General features: G+C 36.0%; 23 protein-coding genes and 4 tRNA genes. 25 read left to right on the forward strand and 2 right to left on the reverse strand.

The window, feature by feature from the left end; all coding sequences use genetic code 11:
* Positions 1–391: 391 nt before the first annotated feature.
* A complete protein-coding gene (locus DEU39_RS18795; RefSeq protein ID WP_120232973.1) occupies positions 392–1,981 on the forward strand; it encodes an ABC-F family ATP-binding cassette domain-containing protein in 1,590 nt (529 codons plus the stop codon).
* Between the two features lie 156 nt (positions 1,982–2,137).
* Here DEU39_RS18795 and DEU39_RS18800 read toward each other — a convergent pair whose 3' ends face one another.
* Positions 2,138–3,061, reverse strand: a complete 924-nt coding sequence (locus DEU39_RS18800) for an alpha/beta fold hydrolase (RefSeq protein WP_120232974.1) — start codon at positions 3,059–3,061, stop codon at positions 2,138–2,140.
* A gap of 13 nt (positions 3,062–3,074) precedes the next feature.
* On the reverse strand, positions 3,075–3,659 hold the full coding sequence (locus DEU39_RS18805) for a hypothetical protein (RefSeq protein WP_065119740.1): 585 nt from the start codon (positions 3,657–3,659) through the stop codon (positions 3,075–3,077).
* A 178-nt stretch (positions 3,660–3,837) separates the two neighbouring features.
* Between DEU39_RS18805 and DEU39_RS18810 the strand changes: the two genes are divergently transcribed.
* The 24 genes from DEU39_RS18810 (at position 3,838) to DEU39_RS18925 (ending at position 24,137) form a co-directional block, all read left to right on the forward strand.
* On the forward strand, positions 3,838–5,124 hold the full coding sequence (locus DEU39_RS18810) for an adenylosuccinate synthase (RefSeq protein ID WP_062676417.1): 1,287 nt from the start codon (positions 3,838–3,840) through the stop codon (positions 5,122–5,124).
* A gap of 322 nt (positions 5,125–5,446) precedes the next feature.
* On the forward strand, positions 5,447–6,289 hold the full coding sequence (locus tag DEU39_RS18815) for an energy transducer TonB (protein ID WP_120232975.1): 843 nt from the start codon (positions 5,447–5,449) through the stop codon (positions 6,287–6,289).
* Positions 6,290–6,453: 164 nt separating this feature from the next.
* Positions 6,454–7,227 carry a ParA family protein gene (locus DEU39_RS18820; RefSeq protein WP_002981269.1) on the forward strand — a complete coding sequence of 258 codons (774 nt, stop codon included), beginning with the start codon at positions 6,454–6,456 and terminating at the stop codon, positions 7,225–7,227.
* Positions 7,228–7,296: 69 nt separating this feature from the next.
* Positions 7,297–8,187 (forward strand): ParB/RepB/Spo0J family partition protein, encoded by an 891-nt coding sequence (locus tag DEU39_RS18825; protein WP_034697457.1) that lies wholly within the window; start codon positions 7,297–7,299, stop codon positions 8,185–8,187.
* Entirely contained in the window at positions 8,188–8,826 is a 639-nt protein-coding gene (locus DEU39_RS18830) for a DUF5683 domain-containing protein (protein ID WP_034697458.1), read from the forward strand.
* Between the two features lie 61 nt (positions 8,827–8,887).
* Entirely contained in the window at positions 8,888–9,589 is a 702-nt protein-coding gene (gene dapB, locus DEU39_RS18835) for a 4-hydroxy-tetrahydrodipicolinate reductase (RefSeq protein WP_062676415.1), read from the forward strand.
* A gap of 131 nt (positions 9,590–9,720) precedes the next feature.
* Positions 9,721–11,367, forward strand: coding sequence for a signal peptidase I (gene lepB / locus DEU39_RS18840; RefSeq protein WP_120232976.1), 1,647 nt, complete (start codon positions 9,721–9,723; stop codon positions 11,365–11,367).
* The gene (gene lepB, locus DEU39_RS18845; protein WP_183037444.1) at positions 11,367–12,041 is read left to right on the forward strand and encodes a signal peptidase I; all 675 of its coding nucleotides are present in this window, start codon (positions 11,367–11,369) and stop codon (positions 12,039–12,041) included. The genes lepB (DEU39_RS18840) and lepB (DEU39_RS18845) overlap by 1 nt, the downstream gene beginning before the upstream one ends.
* 11 nt (positions 12,042–12,052) lie before the next feature.
* A complete protein-coding gene (locus DEU39_RS18850) occupies positions 12,053–12,670 on the forward strand; it encodes a WbqC family protein (protein WP_062676412.1) in 618 nt (205 codons plus the stop codon).
* A gap of 87 nt (positions 12,671–12,757) precedes the next feature.
* A complete protein-coding gene (locus DEU39_RS18855; RefSeq protein ID WP_120232978.1) occupies positions 12,758–14,440 on the forward strand; it encodes a S8 family serine peptidase in 1,683 nt (560 codons plus the stop codon).
* 124 nt (positions 14,441–14,564) lie between these two features.
* On the forward strand, positions 14,565–15,056 hold the full coding sequence (locus DEU39_RS18860; RefSeq protein WP_047433063.1) for a lipocalin family protein: 492 nt from the start codon (positions 14,565–14,567) through the stop codon (positions 15,054–15,056).
* Between the two features lie 26 nt (positions 15,057–15,082).
* Positions 15,083–15,772 carry an OmpA family protein gene (locus DEU39_RS18865; RefSeq protein WP_062676410.1) on the forward strand — a complete coding sequence of 230 codons (690 nt, stop codon included), beginning with the start codon at positions 15,083–15,085 and terminating at the stop codon, positions 15,770–15,772.
* Between the two features lie 107 nt (positions 15,773–15,879).
* Positions 15,880–16,767 (forward strand): decaprenyl-phosphate phosphoribosyltransferase, encoded by an 888-nt coding sequence (locus DEU39_RS18870; RefSeq protein WP_120232979.1) that lies wholly within the window; start codon positions 15,880–15,882, stop codon positions 16,765–16,767.
* Positions 16,764–18,083, forward strand: a complete 1,320-nt coding sequence (locus DEU39_RS18875; RefSeq protein WP_062676408.1) for an FAD-dependent oxidoreductase — start codon at positions 16,764–16,766, stop codon at positions 18,081–18,083. Before DEU39_RS18870 ends, DEU39_RS18875 begins: the two co-directional genes overlap by 4 nt.
* On the forward strand, positions 18,083–18,808 hold the full coding sequence (locus DEU39_RS18880) for an SDR family NAD(P)-dependent oxidoreductase (protein WP_062676407.1): 726 nt from the start codon (positions 18,083–18,085) through the stop codon (positions 18,806–18,808). The genes DEU39_RS18875 and DEU39_RS18880 overlap by 1 nt, the downstream gene beginning before the upstream one ends.
* Positions 18,809–18,811: 3 nt before the next feature.
* Positions 18,812–19,399 (forward strand): HAD-IB family hydrolase, encoded by a 588-nt coding sequence (locus DEU39_RS18885; RefSeq protein WP_062676406.1) that lies wholly within the window; start codon positions 18,812–18,814, stop codon positions 19,397–19,399.
* Positions 19,400–19,423: 24 nt separating this feature from the next.
* Positions 19,424–19,891 (forward strand): hypothetical protein, encoded by a 468-nt coding sequence (locus DEU39_RS18890; RefSeq protein WP_120232980.1) that lies wholly within the window; start codon positions 19,424–19,426, stop codon positions 19,889–19,891.
* Between the two features lie 2 nt (positions 19,892–19,893).
* On the forward strand, positions 19,894–21,069 hold the full coding sequence (locus DEU39_RS18895) for a cysteine desulfurase family protein (RefSeq protein WP_120232981.1): 1,176 nt from the start codon (positions 19,894–19,896) through the stop codon (positions 21,067–21,069).
* Between the two features lie 83 nt (positions 21,070–21,152).
* Positions 21,153–21,470 carry a thioredoxin gene (trxA, locus tag DEU39_RS18900; protein WP_062676403.1) on the forward strand — a complete coding sequence of 106 codons (318 nt, stop codon included), beginning with the start codon at positions 21,153–21,155 and terminating at the stop codon, positions 21,468–21,470.
* Between the two features lie 126 nt (positions 21,471–21,596).
* Positions 21,597–21,670, forward strand: a tRNA-Asp gene (locus DEU39_RS18905).
* Between the two features lie 32 nt (positions 21,671–21,702).
* Positions 21,703–21,776 (forward strand) — tRNA-Asp (locus DEU39_RS18910).
* 33 nt (positions 21,777–21,809) lie between these two features.
* A tRNA-Asp gene (locus DEU39_RS18915) sits at positions 21,810–21,883 on the forward strand.
* 34 nt (positions 21,884–21,917) lie between these two features.
* A tRNA-Asp gene (locus tag DEU39_RS18920) sits at positions 21,918–21,991 on the forward strand.
* 232 nt (positions 21,992–22,223) lie between these two features.
* Entirely contained in the window at positions 22,224–24,137 is a 1,914-nt protein-coding gene (locus DEU39_RS18925; RefSeq protein ID WP_120232982.1) for a polysaccharide biosynthesis protein, read from the forward strand.
* Positions 24,138–24,410 lie beyond the last annotated feature (273 nt).

The raw sequence follows: 24,410 nt of genomic DNA on the forward strand, positions 1-24,410 counted from the left end.
TTTTAGTAGTTGGCAAAGTTACGGATTTTTGATTAAAATACTTTCCTGTTTTTATCAGTTTGAAAGTTTGATGTTTTCCGGATCACAAAATTCAATATCCTGATGAAGTCTGTTTAAACATTCATAACAACAAGCTTTTTAATGAGATAGAATGGTATAGCCTCAAAAAATAGATTTTAAAAATACTTTTGAAAAGCAGGTGTTTGAAATAAGGAAGAAAAGGATAATGATAAATGTCCTGATTATTGATGAAAACAAATATTCAGAAAAATGAGTATCTTTGTTCTTTCAAAACCCAAAAAAACAGACATGTAGGATATCATTTCTTTCAGACTCAATAAAACGGTAACAAGAATGTTGCTGGTGTTCAACCTTTATTAAGAAAGAAATCATGATTTTACTGCAAAATATATCCTTTGGGTTTCCGGGAGGAAATCTTCTATTTAATCATATCAATTTAACAATACAGTCTCATACCAAATCTGCTCTGGTAGGGAGTAATGGCGTGGGAAAATCAACCCTGCTGAAAATAATCGCGGGAGAAATACAGCCTCTAAACGGCAATACCAATATCCGGGGTAATATCTTTTATGTACCGCAGATGTTTGGAAATTTAAATGATCTTACCATTGCAGAATGCCTGAGGATAGATCAGAAACTCCATGCTCTTCAAAAAATTACCAATGGAGAGGTGGACGAAATATATTTTGAAACGCTCAATGACGACTGGGATATTGAAGAAAGATGCCAGAATGCTTTGGAGCATTGGGGGCTCGAAAATTTTGAATTAACTCAAAAACTGGAAGACCTAAGCGGAGGACAGAAGACTAAAGTTTTTCTCGCTGGAATTCAGATCAACCAACCTGATATTATCGTATTGGATGAACCGACCAATCACCTGGACAGGGAAGGAAGAAAACTCTTGTATGATCTTATTGACAAAACAGATGCAACAGTGGTTATCGTAAGCCACGACCGTATTTTGCTCAATCTTGTAGATACCATATTCGAATTAAGCAATCAGGGAATTGCAACTTATGGTGGAAACTATGACTTTTATGCCAAACAGAAAGAAGTGGAGGAGGAAGCATTGCAAAATGATATCCATTCCAAAGAACGTGCTCTGAAAAAAGCAAAAGAAAAGGAGCGGGAAACTCTGGAACGAAAGCAAAAACTGGATGCAAGAGGTAAAGGGAAGCAGGAAAAATCCGGAGTAGCCAGAATTATGATGAATACGCTTCGGAATAATGCTGAAAAAAACAGTTCAAAACTTAAAAATGTACACGCAGAGAAAATTAGTGGGATTTCCGGTGACTTAAGAGATCTGCGTTCCTCCTTAAAGAATTCTGATCAGATGAAAGTTAATTTTAATGATTCCAATCTACATTCAGGAAAGATCCTTGTTACCGTTGAAGATATTAATTTCACTTACGGAAAAGAAAAACTCTGGAAAGAAAACATCAGTATGGAGGTGCGAAGCGGAGACCGAATATCAGTGAAAGGCTCAAACGGTTCCGGAAAAACTACCCTGATAAAGCTTCTGTTGGGAAATATTAAACCTTTGGAAGGAAAAATAAATAAGACAGAATTCAACAGTATCTATATTGACCAGGAATATTCCCTTATTGATAATGATTCAACGCTTTACGATTTTGTACAGACTTTCAATGACAATGCCATGCAGGAATCCGAAGTGAAAACATTACTGTCCAGATTTTTATTTTGGAAAGATACCTGGGACAAAAAATGTGGAATGCTAAGTGGCGGAGAGCGTTTACGGTTGCTTCTTTGCGGTCTTTCCATTAGTAATAAAGCACCCGATATGATTATCCTTGATGAACCTACGAATAATTTAGATCTCCAGAATGTGGAAATTCTCACCAATTCTATAAAAGATTATCATGGAACTCTACTGGTGATTTCCCATGATGAAGTTTTTCTTCAGGAGATTGGAATTGAAAGAGAATTGATGCTGGGGTAATTATTATATTTCTTGCAAATCAGACAAAATCCTTTAGATATTCAATAGGGGTGGGCTTTAGCCCGCCTTCAACATCAAAACAACTCCATCGGCTTTAGCCGAAACTTATACAGAAATTCCAGATCAATGCTATCTGGAATTTTTATTTTGTTCTTATTATTTTAAGATCCAGTTATGGATTTCCTTCAGAACCTGTTCTCTTATGGATTCGTTTAAAATCTCATGACGCATATCCGGATAGATTTTCACGTCCACATTTTGAAAACCATCAATTTTTAAGTTGTTGACGGTTTGCATGACTCCTTTTCCAAAATCACCGATCGGATCCTTCTGTCCGCTTACGAATAAAAAAGGAAATGATTTAGAAATAGGTGCAGCCCAGTTTCTCGCTGTCGCTTTTTTATAAATGGTAAATAAAGTATAAAAAGCATTATGAGTAAACGGAATTCCACAAAGTTCATCCTTTTCAAAAGCTTGTCGGTTTTTAGGATTTACACTGAGCCAGCTGGTATCACTGAAATCTTGATCCTTTTTAAAATGTTTGTTATTGACGCTCGTAAAAACAGAATTCAAAAAAGTACGGTGACGAGGAGCGATAGCTGTGGCTAATGACAAATAACCTCTCAATATATCGATTCCCGGTAAAGGTCCGCCGGTTCCTGTAATGATAGCTCCGGAAAATTTACTGCTTGCTTTTTGAAGAAGACATCGTGTAATAAAAGATCCCATAGAATGTCCCAGAATAAAATGGGGGACATCCGGATATTGTTCTGCAAGATAATCTGCCATCATTTCTGCGTCTGCTACAAGCCTTTCATCCGGTTTTTCAAGCTGAAAGAAACCAATGTCTTTTTTGTCCTTTACCGATTTTCCATGTCCCAGGTGATCATAGGTCAATACAGCAATTCCATGAGACGCAAAATATTCTGCAATCTCTGCATATCTTCCGCTGTGTTCCTGCATACCGTGAACAATGATAAGGGTGGCTTTTGTTGTCTCCGGAGAAAACAGAGTGTAGAAAAGTTCTGAACTGCTGTTTATTTTTGATGGTAAATAGGCAGACTTTTGTGATGGGTTCATAGTAATTGGAATATTATTTTATTTCAATATCTGGAAGTTTATAATTTCCAACCGTTTCAATTAATTTTGAAGAATTGGTTTTTAAATTATTAAAAAAAGAATCAATATTTTCAGGATACCCTCTTTCACTCAGTGCAAAAAGAAGAACGCCTTTATTCTTTCCATTACTAATGATTTTGTAGCGATAAATATTTCTTTCTGCAATAAGTATTTCCTTGCCGTCCTTTGAATTTTCACTGATAAGAAAATCTAAAATATATTCTTCCTTATTTTCAAAAATCTGGTAATTGACGACTGGGTTGGTCTTTTTCATTTCCTGCAGTTCAGCTACTTTTTGATCCACAACATCCTTGATATTAAAATCACCTTTTATAAAATCGACCAATACCATACTGTTGTATTTATGGATGTTATCATGTGAGCTTACATATTCCTGTTTAAAATAATTTTCATTAGGATGCGAACTCCATACGAGATTATATTCCTTTTGATTTAGCTTAATGGGACCACGTATATTTAGATAATCATTTACTTTATTTTGAGCGTTCACATAAATAAGAGGGATTATTAAAAGTAGAATCAGAATTTTAATTTTCATTTGTATAAATTTATAGTAAATATAATCCATTTTATATAGGTGTGAAAGTAAAAAGGTAGAAATGAAGTAATATTCAAACTCATGATTTTCACCCCAACTCAAAATAAATATCCTCTATAATTTGGTCGTCATTTTTTTTCAGAGTAATTTTGCACGAATCTAAAAACAAAAGTAAAATATGTCAACTTATGTAGTTGTAGGTCTTCAGTACGGAGATGAAGGCAAAGGAAAAATCACGGATGTTTTATCAGCAAAATCGGACTATGTAGTACGTTTCCAGGGTGGAGACAACGCTGGTCACACGGTTTATGTGGGTGATGAAAAATTCGTTCTACACCTTCTTCCTTCAGGAGTTCTTCAATGCAAAGGGAAATGTATCATTGCGAACGGAGTAGTGGTAAACCCTAAGTCTTTCATTAAAGAAGTTGGTCAGATCGAGAGCAAAGGCTTGAGAACAGATCATATCTTTATCAGCAGAAGAGCGCATGTCATCATGCCTTACCACATCCTTTTGGATACTTACCGTGAAGAGGAGCACGGAGGAACTCAGATCGGAACTACCAAAAAAGGAATCGGACCTTGTTATGAAGATAAAATTGCAAGAGTCGGGATCAGAATGGTAGACCTTTTAAATCCTGAGATTTTAAGAGATAAAATTGAGAAAAACTTAAAAGTTAAGAACTCTCTTTTTGAAAAATATTACGGAAAACCAACGTTAGACGTTGAAGAAATCTACAACGAATATTTAGCAATCGGAAAACAGCTTCAGGACAGAATTGTTGATACTGAATTAGAGCTTAATGAAGCGATCAGAGACGGTAAAAACGTTTTATTTGAAGGGGCACAGGCATTAATGCTTGATATCGACTTCGGTACTTATCCATACGTAACTTCATCTTCTCCATCTACAGGAGGTGTTTGTTCAGGAGCAGGTGTTCCGCCAACTTCACTTCAGAACCTTATCGGGGTGGCAAAAGCTTACTGTACAAGAGTAGGAAACGGACCTTTCCCTTCTGAACTGGATAACGAACTGGGTGAAAAAATCAGACAGATCGGTGGTGAATTCGGAGCAACTACAGGTAGACCAAGAAGAACAGGTTGGTTAGACCTTGTTTCCTTAAAGCATGCTTGTATGATCAACGGAATCAATAACCTTGTGATTACTAAGCTTGACGTTCTTACAGGAATTGAGAACCTGAAAGTAGTAACCCATTACAAAACTGAAGACGGAAAAATCATCGATTATTTCACTTCGTCAACAGAAAAGCTGTACAACTACGAGCCAATTTACCAGGATTTACCAGGCTGGAGCGAAGATATTACCAAAGCAAGAAGCTATGATGAACTTCCTGATACTGCGCAAAAATACATCGAGTTTATTGAGAAATACTTAGGAATCAACGTATACTTAGTTTCTGTAGGTCCTGAAAGAAGTCAGAACATCATTAGAAAAGAATTATTCTAATATTTCTTAGAACATACAATAAAAAGAGATCATCATTGATGGTCTCTTTTTTTGTTTTTATGAGCCTTGTCAAGTTTTTAAACCTTGATGTGGGTAAGTGGTCATTAAGTTTATTCCTCATTTACTTGAGAAGAAATAACTCCTTTTTCTTCTATAAACTTTTTACTTGTAAATGTTAAAATTTAAACTTTATCATAAAATTTTCTAATATTATGTTGTTTTGATAAAATTTTGGCAGATGTTTTGATATTGAAACACTACTTATCGATAAGAACAATAAAACTAATAATCAAAATTTTTAACAGTTTAAATAGTAGTAGTGATGAAACAACATAACCAAAACCAGGAATTTCGGTTCAACGAGGTCCTGTTCGAGCACCGCAATAAAGACTATGGTGCCTATGTATTAAGAAACGAATCAGATAGAATATTAACCAAAGCGCTTTTTATCGGAGCAAGTTTAATGGCTGCAGTATCCATTACGCCGTTTGTGATTTCTGCAATGAAACCTGTGGACGAGCCTGTAGGAACGGTATATGAACTTCCGAGAGTTGTTGAAATTCAGGAGGTAGAAAAGCCGAAAGATCCGCCGGTACAAATTGTAAAACCAACTCCTCCGGCTCCTGCTGTAAAAACTTATGATGACAGATTGCCGGAACCTAAAGCAATTGTTACCAATGAAAAGCAAGTTGAGGATAAAATTAATGCAGTAGCAAGCACACAGACATCGGAAGGCAAAGAAGTACCAAATACAACCTATATTCCAATTGTTCCACGTGTTATCGGAGGAGATGGGCCACCAGCTGTAAAGGCTGATCCGGTAGTGGAAAAGACGGATCCTACAATTATTGATAAGGATCCTAGTGTAGAAGCTAGTTTTGCAGGAGGAATAGATTCCTTCAGAAATAAAGTAATGAACAGCTTCGATGGTTCAGGATTTGAATCAGAAGATGTTGTAAAGACGACAGTTACCTTTATTGTAGAAATGGACGGAACGATCTCAGGGGTAAAAGCTAACGGAACCAACGCCGATTTTAATAATGAGGCAATGAGAACAATTAAAATGATTTCCAATAAAGGAAAATGGATCCCTGCCAAAAACAAAAAAGGAGAATACGTAAGAAGTTATTTCAAATTTCCTATCTCCATGAAATTTGAGAATTAATACGGAAAAGTAAATTTCAAATAGTTATCCACAAAGAATTTTTTTTGTGGATAATTTTTTTTATCGTTAAATTGCTTATTAACAATATTTTAACTCAATTTTGATTTTCCCCACTCACCGAGAGCAAAGAAAAAAGTGTATTTTTGAAACTTAAAGTTCTAATAATGGCAAAAATCATAGGTATTGCTAATCAAAAAGGAGGTGTTGGTAAAACTACCACCGCTGTAAATTTGGCAGCAGCATTAGGAGTATTGGAAAAAAGAATATTAATCATTGATGCTGACCCTCAGGCGAATGCAACATCCGGTCTGGGTGTTGAGGATGTTCAGTATTCTACCTATAATCTTCTGGAGCACAGTGCAGATACAAGAGTTTGTATCAAGAGAACTGCAACTCCGAACCTGGATATTATTCCGTCACATATCGATCTGGTAGCAGCGGAAATTGAATTGGTAGACAAGGAAGATCGTGAGTATATGCTGAAAAAAGCGCTGGCAAGTGTAAGAGATGATTATGATTATATTATCATCGACTGTGCGCCGAGTTTAGGTCTTATTACCGTCAATGCGCTTACAGCTGCAGACTCTGTAATCATTCCAATCCAGTGTGAGTATTTTGCATTAGAAGGGCTTGGTAAATTGTTGAATACCGTTAAAAATGTTCAGAAAATTCACAATAAAGATCTTGGAATAGAAGGTCTTCTTTTAACCATGTATGACAGCCGATTGAGATTATCCAATCAGGTTGTGGAAGAAGTAAATTTACATTTCCCTGAAATGGTTTTTGAAACCATTATCAGTAGAAACGTAAGATTGAGTGAAGCACCAAGTTTTGGAGAAAGTATCCTGAATTATGATGCAGAAAGTAAAGGAGCTGTTCAGTATATTCAGTTAGCTGAAGAAGTTCTTTTGAAGAATGAAAACTTAATAAAGAATTAAATTAATAATAAATGGCCAACAAGTGAATGCTAGACATCACTTTTCAAACATCATTTATCAATTATATCTATGAAGGACAAAAAAAGAGCTATGGGACGCGGCTTGGGCGCCATTTTAAGTGCAGAATCCAAAGCAACTATCAATTCCGCTACTGATGAAGGAGCAGATAAGTTTGTGGGAAATATTGTGGAAGTTGCGCTTGAAGATATCTATCCGAACCCAACGCAGCCGAGAACTTATTTTGATGAAAAAGCATTAAACGAACTTGCACAGTCCATTAAAAACTTAGGCGTAATCCAGCCGATTACCCTTAGAAAAGACGGTGAAAAGTTTGAAATCATTTCCGGGGAAAGACGTTACAGGGCAACTAAAATTGCAGGTTTAACAACTATTCCTGCCTATATCCGTTTAGTCAATGACCAGGAGCTTCTTGAAATGGCTCTTGTTGAAAATATCCAGAGAGAAGACCTGGATGCTATCGAAATTGCACTGACTTATCACAGGCTTCTTGAAGAAATCGGTCTTACTCAGGAAAACCTGAGCCAGAGAATAGGAAAGGACAGAAGTACGATTACCAATTCTATCAGACTGTTAAGATTAAATCCGGATATTCAGAATGCTATCAGAAGCGGTGAGATTTCTGCAGGACACGGAAGAGCAATCATCAGTCTTGAGAGTGAAGAAGATCAGCAGGTTTTATTTGATCTTATTATCAAAGAAAAATTAAACGTTCGTCAGGCTGAACAGGCTGCTGCTGCATTGAAGAACCCGAAGTCTCCTGCTGCCAAAAAAGCAAAAGTCGAGCTTTCCAATAACTATAAAAAAGCCCAGAAGACCATAGCAGATATCTTAGACGTAAAAGTAGAGATCAAATCTTCTGGAAATGGTAAAAAAGGTAAAATTGTTCTGGACTTCAAAAATGAAGAAGAGCTGGAATATATTTTATCCCATATTAAATAAATGAAGAAAATATTTTTCACATTTTTCTTGTGTATCGCTGCAATGGCTTACTCACAAGTAAAACCTATAGATACCGTTCGGATGCAGACTCTTCCGAAAGAAGAACCTCGTGTGGTAAAACCAAGCAAAACAGAAGCAAAGATTATTGAAGATCTTGAAAAAGCGAACGGTCCCACAGCAAAAACCATAAAGCTAAACCCTACCAGAGCGGGATTATATTCCGCAGTTTTACCTGGATTAGGACAGTTTTATAACAAAAAATACTGGAAAATTCCCATTGTCTGGGGAGCCGTAGGTGCTGGGGTTGGTATTGCCGTATGGAATGATAACCAATACAAAAAATACCGTGAGTATTACGTGGCAAAACTGAATGGAACTCCTAATGAATTTGTAGACAGTCACCCGTGGCTGGACAAAAAAGCTTTAGGTAACGCACAGGACAGAGCCAAAAGACAAAGGGATTATGCCATCGCCATTACAGGGTTGATCTATATCCTGAATATTGTAGATGCTGTAGTAGATGCACACCTTTACGAAAGCCGCCATGATCCGGATTTGGTTTTTAAACCATCGGTTATTCAGGATCAGTATGGGTATAGCGCACCAAAAACAGGATTCAGTTTAAGTTACAGATTTTAAAAGACAATACACCTGCAGAAGTTCTGAGGATCAGATGCAGATTAAAAAATAAAAAGATTATATGAAAATAGCATTAGTCGGTTACGGTAAAATGGGTAAGATCATTGATGAGATCGCACAGAAGAGAGGTCATGAAGTAGTTGCCCGTCTGAAGGAAACCCCAACTGCTGAGAATCTTAATAATCCGGATGTTGTGATTGAATTTTCACTGCCGGAAGTAGCATTTGAAAACATCAAAGCTTGTCTTGAAAATAAAATTCCGGTGATCTGCGGAACAACAGGATGGCTTGATCAAAAAGCTGAAATTGAAAAATTAGCGATAGATAATGATACTGCTTTCCTATATGGTTCTAACTTTAGTTTAGGCGTGAATTTATTCTTTGCTCTCAACGAAAAGCTTGCGGACCTGATGAAGAACGTAGATGAATACTCTTGCCAGCTGGAAGAAATTCACCACATCCACAAGAAAGATGCTCCAAGTGGAACAGCCATTTCCATAGCAGAAGGAATCATTCAAAACAACCCGAAATTCGATGCATGGAAACTGGAAGAAACAGAAGGCAAGCAGCTGGGAATTTTTGCGGTACGCGAAGACGAAGTTCCTGGAACACACAGCGTATATTATAGAAGCGAAGTAGACGAAATCGAGATCAAGCATACCGCTTTCAACAGAAACGGTTTTGCGCTGGGAGCGGTAGTCGCTGCCGAGTGGATTAAAGATAAAAAAGGAAACTTCGCAATGAAAGACGTTTTGGGGCTTTAATTTGTAACAAATTCTGTAAATTGCAGACCAATAAGCAGAAAATGATGAATAGTGAATTGTAACAGCGGACTGCTTTTATCATTTATTACTCATCATTTATCTTTATATCATAAGAATAGGCACAAAAATTTATGAATTATTTTTTAACTTATACAGTATATGTCATCATACTATCCGTGTTGATGGGGATTTCATCTTGGAAACTGTTCAAAAAAATGGGATATAGCCCTTTATTTGCTTTTATCCCTTTCTACAACTATTTCATTATTCTTAAAGAAACAAAACATCCGAAATGGTGGGCAATCCTTTCTTATCTCCCGATAGTAGGACCAATCATGATGTCGGTTTTCCACCTTTACTTAGTGAAGAAGTTCGGCAAAACACTTTTCAAAGATCAGATTCTTACCGTGATTCTGCCGTTTATTTATATGGCGGTCATCAACTATTCTAAAGATGTAGAGTTAGAAGATGAAAATACAAACGATCTGTTTCTTACAGATGAAGAGAAAAATGATAAGAAGAAAGATACATTCATTGGTTCTATTACCTTTGCCGTAGTCTTTGCTACCATTATTCACGTTTTTGTAACACAGCCTTTCGGGATTCCTACAGGATCTATGGAAAGAACTTTATTGGTAGGTGACTTCCTTTTCGTAAACAAATGGAGTTATGGTTACAGGCTTCCAATGCGTCCGGTAGCAATACCTTTCCTTCAGGGAACCATTATGGATACAGGACAGAAAGGTAATCCTAAAGATGATCCAAAGTCTTACGTAGATGCAGTGAAGCTTCCTTATACAAGAATTTTACAATTCAATAAACCACAGAAAAATGATGTAGTTGTTTTCAACTATCCTCAGGATTCAGTACATACTGCTATTGACAGAAAAGACCCTTACGTAAAAAGATGTGTGGCTACAGCAGGAGATACTTTTGAAATGAGAGCCGGAAGACTTTTCGTTAACGGAAAGCCGGAGACTGTTTTGGGAGATCAGGAAGTACAGCACAGATACCTTGTAACGACGGATGCTCAATTAGACATTCCTACTTTATATAAAGCTTATGGATTCTTACCGGTTCAGGAAGTGCAGCAGAATAACGGAGGTTTCCTTTATGGATTTCAGGGTTTAACGGATAAAATTGCTAAAGAAATCAAAGAACTTCCTCACGTTATTGATATGAAGGAAGATGTTTTGGCAAAGGAAGAATCTGGTATTGCTTATATAGATCCTGAGACAAAAACTAAAATTGATACTACACAGTCAATATTTCCAGTTAATAAAGCTTGGAATACTGATTGGTACGGACCTGTCAGAATTCCTACAAAAGGAGATGTAGTAGTGATCAATCAGGAAACACTGCCAATGTATCAGTGGATCATTTCTGAATATGAGCACAACAGCTTAGAGAAAAAGAACGGAAAGATCTTCATTAATGGTAAAGAAGCAAATCAGTATACTATTCAGCAGGATTATTATATGATGATTGGTGACAACCGTGATGCTTCATTAGATGCAAGATTCTTTGGTTTCGTTCCGGAAGAAAATATTGTTGGAAAACCAATGTTTACATGGATGAGTCTTCAGGGTGCATTCTCGGACAGCAGCTCTACTTATCAGGCACCATTTAAAATCCGTTGGGAAAGAATGTTCAAAGCTACCAATACAGGAGAAGCCAATAAAACTTCTTACTGGTGGATTGCAGCGATGATCCTGATTTTATTCTTCGGATGGGATTATTTCGTGAAATTATTCGGAAAGAAAAAAACTGAAGAATAGTGTTTAAAAGTAAAATATTTAATAGAGTCCTTTTAACAGGCAGCTTTATTGTAACTCTTTTTATTATTGCAAAACTCTCCGGGGTTTTGCAATATGCTTTTGTACCAGAGGCAGGAAATGAACCAACTATTAAAAGAAAGTCGTTTATTTTCATGACTAATATCTTACCTTATGAAAGATTTAAAATGATTGCTTATAATCAAAATAATTTAGATTACCCTGCTGGAGTCTATGTACAAAGATTAATAGGGGTGGGAAATGATAAGATTTTGATTAAGAATGGAAAATTATATGTTAATGATACTTTGATAGATCAATTCAATGTTAAACATTCTTATAAAATTGACAGAGGTTATGCAAACGATTTGATCTATAAAGGAGTTGAAGATAATGAGATTATTCAAATTGATGATGATTATTTTATAACTCAATTAAGTGAAAAGGAGCTTAATAATAACTTTTTTCACGAAAGATTTATAAACCCTAATACAGACGAGGATATTTACAAAGTTTATTCTAAAGATTGGAGTGCCGATAACTTTGGACCAATAGTTGTTCCAAAAGGAAAATTATTTTTCTTAGGAGATAGTAGAAATGGAAGCTTAGACTCACGTTATCTAGGCTTTGTTGATGAGAATGAAACGATTGGAAGAGTATTTTATCCTAAAAACTAGATTTTATTATTATGCAAAATATTTTATTGCCGGCATTTTATATGCCCCCAATCTCATGGTTCTCAGTGTTTTTGAATCCTGAGAATGAAATTGTATTTGAACAGTTTGAAAACTTTCCGAAGCAGACGTATAGAAACAGAGCCAATATTTATGGTGCCAACGGAAAATTGTCATTAATAATTCCTATTAACCATAACGGAAAAAGAGAATTCAAAGATGTTGAAATCTCTTACCGTGAAGACTGGAGAACCCTGCACTGGAAATCAATCAAAACAGCATACCAGAGCTCTCCTTATTTCGAATACTATGAAGATAAGTTCAGAAAAATATTTGACCTTAAAGAAAAATTCCTTTTGGATTTTAACCTTAAAGGGATAGAAGTGATCCAACAGATACTGAAAACAGAAAAGGCACACTCTTTGAATGAAGAATATATCAAAAATCCGGAGAGTATTAATTTCAGAGAAAAGTTTTCGGCAAAGCTTCCTTCAGAATTTCAGATGGAAGAATATTACCAGACATTTTCTGATAAATTAGGATTTTTGGAAGATCTTTCGGTTCTTGACCTTATTTGTAATAAAGGCCCGGAATCATTGGTGTATATAAAAAATATAAAACAATCATATTAGCATACAATCGCTTTTGATGAAATTTTCAGGATAGAAAACATGAAGGTGGCGATTGGAATATGTCTTTAAAAAATTAAATATCAACATATGAAAAAGGTATTATTAGCTGCAGTTTTTTTAGCAGGTTTTAGTTTCTCTTTTGCACAGGAATCTAAAGCTAAAAGTATTGATCCCAACGAAGATAAAGATCTGATGACATGGTATCATAAAGATTTTGCAACTTCGAAAGTATATGGAGTAAATACAGCAAATGCTTATAAATACTTGGAATCTAAAGGACTGAAGCCGAAAACCGTAGTGGTGGGAGTGTTAGACAGTGGAGTACAGGTAGATCACCCCGGATTGGTAAAGAACCTATGGTCAAACCCTAATGAAGTTCCCGGAAATGGTAAAGATGATGATGGAAACGGATATATTGATGATGTACACGGATGGAATTTCATAGGAGGTAAAAACGGTGATATTGATATCGATAATATGGAAGTAACAAGAGTTGTTGCCAAATATAAGCCTATTTTCGAAGGAGATGATTCCACAAAAAATAAAGCCAACCAGGCTAAAATGAAGGATGAGTTTGAGATGTACATGAAAGCCAAAGATATGTTCAATAAAAAAAGTGTTGAGGCAAAACAAAACTTCCAGACCTATTCAATGTTGAACGAGCTGATTCCTAATATGGTAAAGCTGTTAGGAGGTAAGCCTGTAACCGCTGAAACTATTGCTGCAATCAAAGCTCCAACGGATCAGAGAGACGCGATTGCCCTGGATTTTTTAGGCCAGATTTCACAAAGCCCGGAATTCAAAGGAAAATCAGCAGCTGAATTTGAAAAAAAGATGAAGGACGAAATGAAAGAAGCTATCGATCATTTTGCTCCTGCGGCAAAACAATATGACCTTTCATACGATCCGAGAAAAGAAATTGTAGGGGACAACTATGATGACTATTCTGAAAAAATCTACGGAAATAATCATTATGAAGGACCGGATGCAGAACATGGAACCCACGTAGCAGGTATTATTGCAGGGCTTCCACAAGGAAAAGAAATTCAGTACGGAGTCGCTTCCAAAGTAGCGAAGGTCATGTCTGTAAGAACAGTTCCTAATGGTGATGAAAGAGATAAAGACGTTGCGAATGCTATCAGATATGCAGTAGATAACGGTGCGAAAGTATTAAATATGAGCTTTGGAAAACCTGTTTCTCCTGGTAAAAATGTAGTTTGGGATGCTTTTAAATATGCTGAAGATAAAGGAGTTCTTTTAGTAAAGGCTGCAGGTAACGAAAATGAAGATGTAGCAGAACATCTGGCATATCCTACCAACTTTAAAAATGTTACAGACGAAAAACCGTTTGTAAGCAACGTTCTTGTAGTGGGAGCAAGTACCAATAAAAACAATGCCCTGAGAGCGGATTTTTCTAATTACAATAAAAAGATGGTAAACGTTTTTGCCCCGGGAGAAGAAATCTATTCTACCGTTCCTAAAAACGAATATAAATACCTTCAGGGGACTTCTATGGCATCGCCTGTCGTTGCCGGAGGAGCAGCTGTTTTATTGGCTTATATGCCTGATCTGAAACCTTACCAGATTATCGAAGCCCTTGTGAAAAGCAGCAATCCAAGTACAGCAGATGGGTTTGGAGACCAATCTCAGGCTGGTGGAGTTATCGACCTTAAAAAAGCAGCAGAATATGCATATACGAATTTCTACAAAGGGAAACCTTCAGGCACAGCCAAGCCTTCGAAATCCGTAAAAAAGGCTGTTAAAAAATAATTTATCTCCCTCTGTTTAAGGAGAAACCATAAAGAGTCCGAATTTTTTCGGACTTTTTATTTTTTATTTTAAATTTTGGCACGGTTTTTTGTAACTTTATAGTAACAAAATAATAAACAACAAAATGAAAAAGTTACTACTTGCAGGGATGTTGGGAACATCACTTTTTGCAGTTTCGTGTTCCTCTGTTAACAAAGCAGCTACATCTCAAAATCAAAGAGCCGACTTCCTTAAAATGAAAGGAGACTGGCAGATTGTGAGCATAGATTATGATAAAGGTTATAAAATTAAACCTTTTGACGAAGGTGCAGACGCACAGTGCTTCGTAGGAAGTCACTGGAGATTGATTCCTAATAACTGGACAGGAGCGTATACTTTAAACGGTGGTGGAGATTGCCCGGCAATTACACAGCCTATCAAATTTGAAGTAAAAGGCGGTAATACGTTTATGTTTAAAAAAATTGCTTCAGGTACAAAAGCAAAACAGAATACAGCTGGTTACAGCCTTACCATGATCAATCAGAGTACAGATCAGTTTTCACTGGAGCAGGATGTTCCTTTTGAAGGAGGTAATGTAAAAGTAGTTTACAACTTCCAGAGAACAGGAATGAAATAATTTATCAACATAAAAGATCAAAAAAAATGAAATTTACAAAAACATACGTAGGAGCCCTTTTCTTGTCATCAGCATTATTATTGACAAGCTGTGAAGCGGTTCAGAATTCAAATCATCAACAAAGAGGTACAGCAGTAGGTGTTGCTTCAGGAGCAGTACTTGGAGGTATCCTTGGTAACAATGTAGGTAAAGGTGGAAATGGAGCTATCGGAGCTGTATTAGGAGGTATTATCGGTGGTGTTGCAGGTAACGTTATCGGTAACAAAATGGATAAGCAGGCTAAAGATATTAAAGAAACTTTACCAGGAGCTCAGGTAGAAAGGGTAGGAGATGGTATTAAAGTAACCATGAATGAAAGTATTGTTAACTTTGCATTTGATTCTTCAAACCTTACTTCTGTAGCACAGACAAACCTTGATAAATTAGCAGAAGTATTAGCTAATAACCCAGATACCAATATTAATATCTATGGTCACACAGACAGCAAAGGTTCTGATGATTATAACCTTAAACTTTCTCAAAGAAGAGCAGACGCTGTGAAAGCATATTTATCCGGAAAAGGAATTGCATCAAGCAGAATGTTTACAAAAGGTGAAGGTGAAGCAATGCCTGTAGCAAGTAATGATACCGATGAAGGAAGAGCTAAAAACAGAAGAGTGGAGTTTGCTATTACTGCCAATGAAAAAATGATTAACGATGCCAAGCAAGGGCAATAGTTAATTTAATATATAAATATTTTCGTAAAAGACCGCCCCGGCGGTTTTTTTTGTATTTTTATGCTAGAAATTTTGAATTTATTATTTTTGTATTTGAAATAACATAAATGAAGAAATATTTAAAACTGCTCCGTGTGGAGCAATGGGTGAAAAACCTTTTTGTATTTGTCCCTCTGTTCTTTTCAGGTAATATTACCAATATAGATCTGCTTCTCAAAAGCATTTTTGCATTTGTTATATTTTCACTTGCAGCAAGTATTGTCTATATCCTGAATGATTACAATGATATTGAAGCAGACAGAAAGCACCCGGAAAAAAGAAGAAGACCATTAGCGAGTGGAGCTATTTCAAAATCAAAAGCGATAGGAATTCTTATAGGCTTGGTCATTACAGATATTGCTCTTGTATTTTTTACACAGATCTATTTCCACGAGTATCTTTGGAAATTTGCGACCATTGTAGGATTCTATGTGATGATGAATCTTGCCTATACTTTCAGGTTGAAGCATGTTCCTATTATTGATATCTTTATTATTGCCATAGGGTTTGTACTGCGTGTACTGGCTGGAGGTTATATCACCGGAATCAGTATATCACAATGGGCGATTCTCCTGACGTTTGTATTGGCTTTGGTACTGGCTATAGGAAAAAGAAGGGGGGAGCTTATCAATGCCCAGGTTTCAGGAAAAACAAGAAAAGCACTGGATGGCTATAACGTGCAGTTTGCAGATATTGCTTTATCCATTTCTATTACTCTGGCTATTGTCTGCTATCTGATGTTTACACTCTCTCCGGAAGTTCAGGCAAGGTTTCACGAAAGAGTTTTTTATACTGTGATTTTCGTGGTATTCGCGTTGCTAAGATATCTTCAGCAGACACTGGTTTATAACAGAACGGAATCTCCTACAAAAATTGTTTACAGAGACCGCTATATACAGGTTACTTTATTACTTTGGGTAGTGGCATTTTTAATTCAAATTTATTTTAAGAAATGAAACCGAATTTCATACAAAAAGTTACAAACTGGGGAAATTTCCCAATAGTGGAGAAGGAGATGAGATCTGAGGACAGTTTCGGAAGAATAAAAGAATTTGTACTCAGTCACAACGAGGTTATTGCGAGAGGAAACGGGAGATGCTATGGCGATGCTTCGTTGGGAGAATCTATATTTTCAACTAAAAAATTAAATAAATTCATCAATTTTGACCGTTTGAACGGGATCATAGAATGTGAATCCGGAGTGTTGCTTTCAGATGTACTGGAAATAGCAGTTCCACAGGGATACTTTTTATACGTTACTCCAGGGACAAAATTTGTATCAGTAGGAGGAGCTATCGCTTCCGATGTTCATGGAAAAAACCATCATGCAGAAGGATGTTTTTCCGAATATGTGATCGAGTTTAAGCTAATGACTGAGAAAGGTGAAATTATTACCTGTTCCAGAGAAGAGAACTCAGAGAAGTTCTGGGCTACTATCGGTGGAATGGGACTTACAGGAATTATTCTTACCGCAAAATTTAAACTTAAAAATATAGAGTCCGCATACATCCGTCAGGAAAGTATAAAAGCAGACAATCTTGATGAGATATTTAAGCTGTTCGATGAAAGTGAAAACTGGACCTACACTGTTGCATGGATTGATTGTCTTCAGAAAGGAAAAAATATCGGAAGAAGTATTCTCATGAGAGGAGAGCATGCATTTCAGCATGAGCTTCCCCAAAGTTTTTCCAAAACGCCTTTACGGTTAAAGAAAAAACTGCAGCCTACAGTTCCTTTTTATTTTCCGGGATTTGTACTGAATGCCCTTACCGTAAAAATATTCAACTGGTTGTACTATAAAAAACAGTCTAAAAAAGAAGTGAAAAACTTTATCGACTATGAGACGTTTTTCTATCCTTTGGATGCGATCACAGATTGGAATAAGATTTATGGAAAGTCCGGTTTTATACAGTATCAGATGGTCATTCCTAAAGAGACTGGAAAAGAAGGAATGAAAAGAATCCTTGAAACGATTGCCAAAAGCGGAAACGGATCATTCCTGGCAGTTTTAAAACTTTTTGGAAAGAACAATCCGCAGGCTTACAACTCATTCCCTGTGGAAGGGTATACATTGGCTCTTGATTTTAAAGTTAATTCGAAACTGAAAAAACTGGTAGATCAGCTGGATGCGATTGTTCAGGAGTTCGGGGGAAGAATCTATCTTACCAAAGACAGCATGAGCAGATCATCACTTACCAGTTACCTGAAAAATATTCAAAATCCTAAATTTGTGTCTTTACAGCACAAAAGAATCATAAATAACAATTCATAATGATAGTTCTGGGAAGTACATCTGAAGTGGCACAGGCTTTTGTGGAAAAAGCACTTCAGGAAGGAGAAAAGTTTGAAAAAATCTATCTTTTCACTTCAAATAAAGAAACTACAGAGCGTTTTGCGAGACACATTGATGTAAAGTTTCTGCAGCAGGCGGAAGTCATTGAACTGGATCTTACAAAAGAAATTGATTACAATAGATTTGATTATATCAATTCAAATGTATTATTTTGTGCCGTAGGATATTTAGGGGAAGGAACCGAGGAAGGACTATATGATAACAGAAATACAGAACGTATCATTGATATCAATTATTCAAAACTGGTTCCTGTGATGAATTATTTTGCCCATAAGTTTGAAAGCAGAAGATCAGGAACGATTATCGGGCTTTCATCTGTGGCAGGAGACCGGGGAAGACAGAGCAATTTTATCTATGGAAGTGCAAAAGCAGCTTTTACTGCCTATCTGAGTGGTTTGAGAAACTATCTTTTTGATAAAAAAGTACACGTTCTTACTATAAAACCAGGGTTTATGGAAACTAAGATGACAGAAGGTCTGCCTTTAAATCCGAAACTGACAGCCACTCCCAAACAGGCTGCTTCCTGTATTTACAAAGCCTTCAAAAAGCAGAGGAATGTGGCATATGTTTTGCCGGTTTGGAGTATTATTATGATGATTATCAGGAATATCCCTGAGTTTATATTCAAGAAATTAAAGCTTTAAAAAATGAAAAAATTGTATTGTTTTGATTTTGACGGAACCCTTACGTATAAAGATACTATGTTTATGTATCTTAAATTTTACGATTCTACAAAATATCGTATACAATTTTTAAGACATGTACCTCTTTTTATCCTGCTGAAGCTGAAACTGGCTGAAACAGAAAAAGTGAAAAAAAGCTTTATCGGTTCTATTTTAAAAGGACAGACCCAGGATAAAATAGAGCAAAAGTCTAAACAATTTTTTGAACAGCATTATCCTAAAATAGTGAGGGAAAATGCATTAGACTTTATAAAAAATATCGATAGGAATAATACACAGAGTTTATTGGTAACCGCTTCATTAGATATCTGGGTGAAACCTTTCGCTGATGAACTGAAAATGGAGCTTGTTTCTACGCGGGCAGAGTTTAAGAACGGAGTTTTCACAGGAAATTTTGTCGGAAAAAACTGTAACGGGAAAGAAAAACTGGTAAGAATTAAAGAGGAAATCAACGATTCTAAATACGATAAAATTATTGCATTTGGTGATACTTCAGGAGATCGGCCAATGTTGAAATGGGCAAATGAGGGACATTACCAATTTTTTCACTAATTTTGGGAGATAAAATTGTAAAAAATGAAAAGCCTGTTAATCGCATGTACAGCAATTTTCATGAGCTGTGCAAGCACTTCATCTCAGAAGTCTTCTCCTGGACAGGGAAATGCTGAACTTATTGTCTCTGAATCCCAGGGAGGGGCAGACACTCCTGGCTTTAGAATTATTAAGGAAGAAAAGGATTTCCGCAATATTATCAGTGGAAGTTTTGGTATCTCAGAAATAGGAAAAGAATCTTATATCAAATATCCGCAGTTTCCAAAAAATAAAAAAGTCGTTTTATACAATTTGGGAACCTTCAGATCTGGTAGCCACAAAATTGAGGAGATTAAAAGTATATCTGTGAAAAATCAGATTCTGTATGTAGAAGTTCCGGCTGGCGAACCTTCCGGTGGAATGGAAATTCAGGTGATCTCAAGCCCTTGGTTTATATTTACTGTTCCCACAGATTACAAATTTACCTCTGTAGAATTAAAATATTCAAAATAATAATGGATAAAGTATATTTAGATAATGCCGCAACCACTCCGCTTGCAGAAGAAGTTATAGATGCAATGGTGGGCACAATGAAAATGAATTTCGGAAACCCGTCTTCCACACACAGTTTTGGTCAGGAAGCAAAAATCCTTATTGAAAATGTAAGACGACAGGTTGCAGACTATCTTCATGTAACTCCTGCTGAAATCATTTTCACTTCCTGTGGTACCGAATCAAACAATATGATCATTAAATCCTCGGTAGAACACCTTGGAGTAGAAAGAATCATCAGCTCTCCCCTGGAACATAAATGCGTTTCTGAAAGTATTCTGGATATGAAAAGCAGAAAAGGAGTAGAAGTAAACTATATCCGCCCGAATGAAAAAGGAGATATTGATCTTGCTAAATTGGAAGAACTTTTAAAAGCTTCAGATAAAAAAACATTGGTAAGCTTAATGCATGCCAACAACGAAATTGGGAATATCATCAACCTTAAACAGGTTGCCCAGCTGTGCAAAGAACATCATGCACTTTTCCACTCAGATACGGTCCAGACAATGGCTCATATGAACCTTGACTTCTCTGATATTCCTGTAGATTTTGCATCCTGCAGTGCCCATAAATTTCATGGGCCAAAAGGAGCTGGATTTGCGTTTATCAGAAAAGCAACAGGTTTAAAAGGAATTATTACCGGAGGACCTCAGGAAAGAAGCCTTAGGGCGGGAACTGAAAATGTTTGTGGTATCGTAGGATTAGGAAAAGCATTAGAACTTTCTCTGAATCATATGGAGGAATATACTAACCATATGCAGAGTATAAAGGATTATGCAATTGAAAGACTTTCTGCTGAAATAGAAGGAATTAAATTCAATGGAAGAAGTGCTGAAAAGGACAACAGTCTTTATACAGTTTTAAGTGCTTTATTACCTTACAAAAATCCACTCATAGGACTTCAATTAGATATGAAAGGGATTGCCATCTCTCAGGGAAGTGCATGCTCATCAGGAGCTTCAAAACCTTCAATGGTCATGATGATGGTGCTTTCTGAGGATGAAATGGATCACTGTACTCCATTACGTATCTCGTTCAGCCATATGACGACCAAAGCGGAGATTGATACATTGGTCAATGCATTAAAGGAAATTTCAAGCGATTACACTATAGAAAAAACTAATGTTGAGCATAGATAGGCTTGTGCTCTAAAAAGCGTAATTTTGAATATCCAATAAAGGATTAAAAGAAAATAATATTAATTAAAATAAAAGAAACAAAAATGGCTTTAGAAATTACAGACAGCTCATTTCAGGATACGGTTTTAAAATCAGAAAAACCGGTATTAGTAGACTTCTGGGCAGTATGGTGCGGACCTTGTAGAACTTTAGGACCGATCATCGAAGAAGTAGCATCAGATTTTGAAGGTAAAGCAGTAGTTGGAAAAGTAGATGTAGACAACAACCAGGAGATTTCTATGCAGTATGGTATCAGAAATATTCCTACTGTTCTTATTTTTAAGAATGGAGAAGTAGTAGACAAATTAGTAGGTGTAGCTCCAAAAGAGGTAATTGCTGAAAAATTAAGTGCTCACTTATAAAAAAAATAAGTTTGATAATGAACGCCTTCCAGTATTGGGAGGCATTTTTTTTAAAATAATTTGCAGGTAACAAAAAAAGTTGTAATTTTGCAACCACGAAAAAGAAACGACGTTCTTTAAAATAATGATCCGGTAGTTCAGCTGGTTAGAATGCCGCCCTGTCACGGCGGAGGTCGCGGGTTCGAGTCCCGTCCGGATCGCAGAAGTTTTCTCAATTTACTTTAAAAAAATTGATCCGGTAGTTCAGCTGGTTAGAATGCCGCCCTGTCACGGCGGAGGTCGCGGGTTCGAGTCCCGTCCGGATCGCAGAAGTTTTCTCAATTTCTTTTTAAAAAAATTGATCCGGTAGTTCAGCTGGTTAGAATGCCGCCCTGTCACGGCGGAGGTCGCGGGTTCGAGTCCCGTCCGGATCGCAGAAGTTTTCTCAATTTCTTTTTTAAAAAAATTGATCCGGTAGTTCAGCTGGTTAGAATGCCGCCCTGTCACGGCGGAGGTCGCGGGTTCGAGTCCCGTCCGGATCGCAACTATCAATCAAAGTAGTCAAAATACTGTAAAATACTTATTTTACAGTATTTTTTTTTGGAATATGCGTATTAATTTTAGGTTAAAATATTTTGTGGCACTAGTAATTTATATTTTGAATAAAAATTAACGTATGCTATTAAAAATATTAATAATAATTATTATCTTCGCCTGATAATAAAACCACCAATTGTTGAAATAATGAAAAAGATACTTTAGGTTTATTTGTGTATGGGGAATGTTTTTAAAATCAGGGAGTTAAGATATATACCCAGGTGGTCGGTTTTTCTTATTGATGTTTCAGTCATTTTTTTTTCAATTTTAGTTTCATATTTTCTTCTGAATAGTCTGGAGGTAAAACTTAACTTTACTAAGTATCAAAAGGAAAAGATATTTTCAGTGGTGCTTATTAATATTCTGTGTATAGTTCTGTTCAAAACTTATGCAGGAATTATCAGACACTCTACTTTTTTTGACTTTTTTAAAATTGTATGGTCTTCGGGCAGTGCTCTTATTGTCTTGCTTGGACTGAATTTTATGTCGGAACTGATATTGGGCAAACCCGTATTTTTATATCCTGTTCTTTTTTTATTTTTCTTTGTTTCCATTTTTCTGATGTTTTTTTTCAGAATGGCAATCAAAAAGCTTTTCGGTGTCTTAATAGATTCTAAGGATACTCTATCCAAAGCTAGAATTGCTATTGTAGGAGTAGAGGATACTTCAGTGTCATTAGCAAAGGCTATTATTCACAATCCCGATCATCCCTATCAGCTAGCAGGATTTCTCACTGCAAGATCAGATTCTAAAAAAGCAAGGTTGCTTGGCTATAAAATTTATAATAAAAAGCAATTTCTTAAGAGTGATACTCTGAAAGAACAATTTGATGCGGTTTTAATCAAAGATGTGATGACAAAGCAAGAGATAGAAGAATGGACTAGCTTTGCATTGGATAAAGGATTGAAAGTATTAAAAGTACCCGTAACCAATATCATAAAAGAGGATGATAAGGTGAGAAGTATCCGTCCTCTTCAGATTGAAGATTTACTGAATCGTCCGACAATTAAAATAGAAAACAATGAGGTAAAATGTTTTCATGTTAATAAAAATATTCTGGTAACCGGAGGTGCAGGGTCTATAGGAAGTGAGATTGTAAGGCAGGTTGCTCAGCTAAATTCGTCATTGATTGTTGTGGTAGATCAGGCTGAGTCTCCTTTATATGAGTTGCAGCTTGAATTATTAGAAAGATTCCCAAATCAAAGGTTCAAATTTATACTGGCTGATATTTCAAACTATTCCAGAATGGAGAAATTGTTTGATGATTATCAGTTTTCAATAGTTTATCATGCGGCAGCCTACAAGCATGTACCATTAATAGAAGATAATCCACATGAAGCTATTTTTGTCAATATTGGAGGAACTAAAAATGTGGCACTCTTATCGAAAAAATATAATGTAAATCGTTTTGTGATGGTGTCTACAGATAAAGCTGTAAATCCCACCAACGTAATGGGAGCTTCTAAAAGAGCTGCTGAACTTTTTGTACAGTCTCTACAAAATTCTTCGGAGAATACAACAAAATTTATAACAACGCGTTTTGGAAATGTATTAGGTTCCAATGGCTCTGTAATACCACATTTCAAAAAACAAATTGAAAAAGGAGGTCCGGTGACGATTACTCATCCCGATATCATTCGTTATTTTATGACGATTCCTGAAGCCTGCGAATTGGTACTTCAGGCAGGAACAATGGGACAGGGAGGAGAGATTTATGTTTTTGATATGGGTAAACCGGTTAAAATTTTGGATTTAGCGGAAAGAATGATCAAATTATCAGGATATACTCCAGGTATCGATATTAAAATTGATTTTATTGGCTTAAGACCTGGTGAAAAACTATATGAAGAACTTTTAACGAATAATTCTACAACTATTCCTACCCATCATGAGAAAATTATGATATCCAGAGATCCATTGATGAAGTTTGAAGATATAGATATTTTGTGCTCGCAAATTATTCTTTCAGCAATGAATAAAGATAGTTTACAGATTGTGAGAATATTAAAAATAATTGTGCCGGAATTTAAAAGCAATAACTCTGAATTTGAAATTCTTGACAAGATATCTGAACATGAAGCATATGAATGAAATTAAAGAATAAAATACATAAAAAACTGATATAAAATAATAATTTTGCTATTTTAATTCCAAACGGAATGAAAATTGCTAGAGAAAGAATTGATTTAAATATAAAGATTAAATACCTCTCACATTCGTAAACTTCTTATAAATATAGAATACTTATGTGGTTAGTTTTCTTCCTATTAGGTATCTTAAATTAAATTTAGTTCAGATAGATTTTAAATAATAACACAAGTAGACTTAGAATAAACAACATATGAATAAAAAGATTATTACATA

The organism is Chryseobacterium sp. AG363, assembly GCF_003610675.1.
GTDB lineage: Bacteria > Bacteroidota > Bacteroidia > Flavobacteriales > Weeksellaceae > Chryseobacterium > Chryseobacterium cucumeris.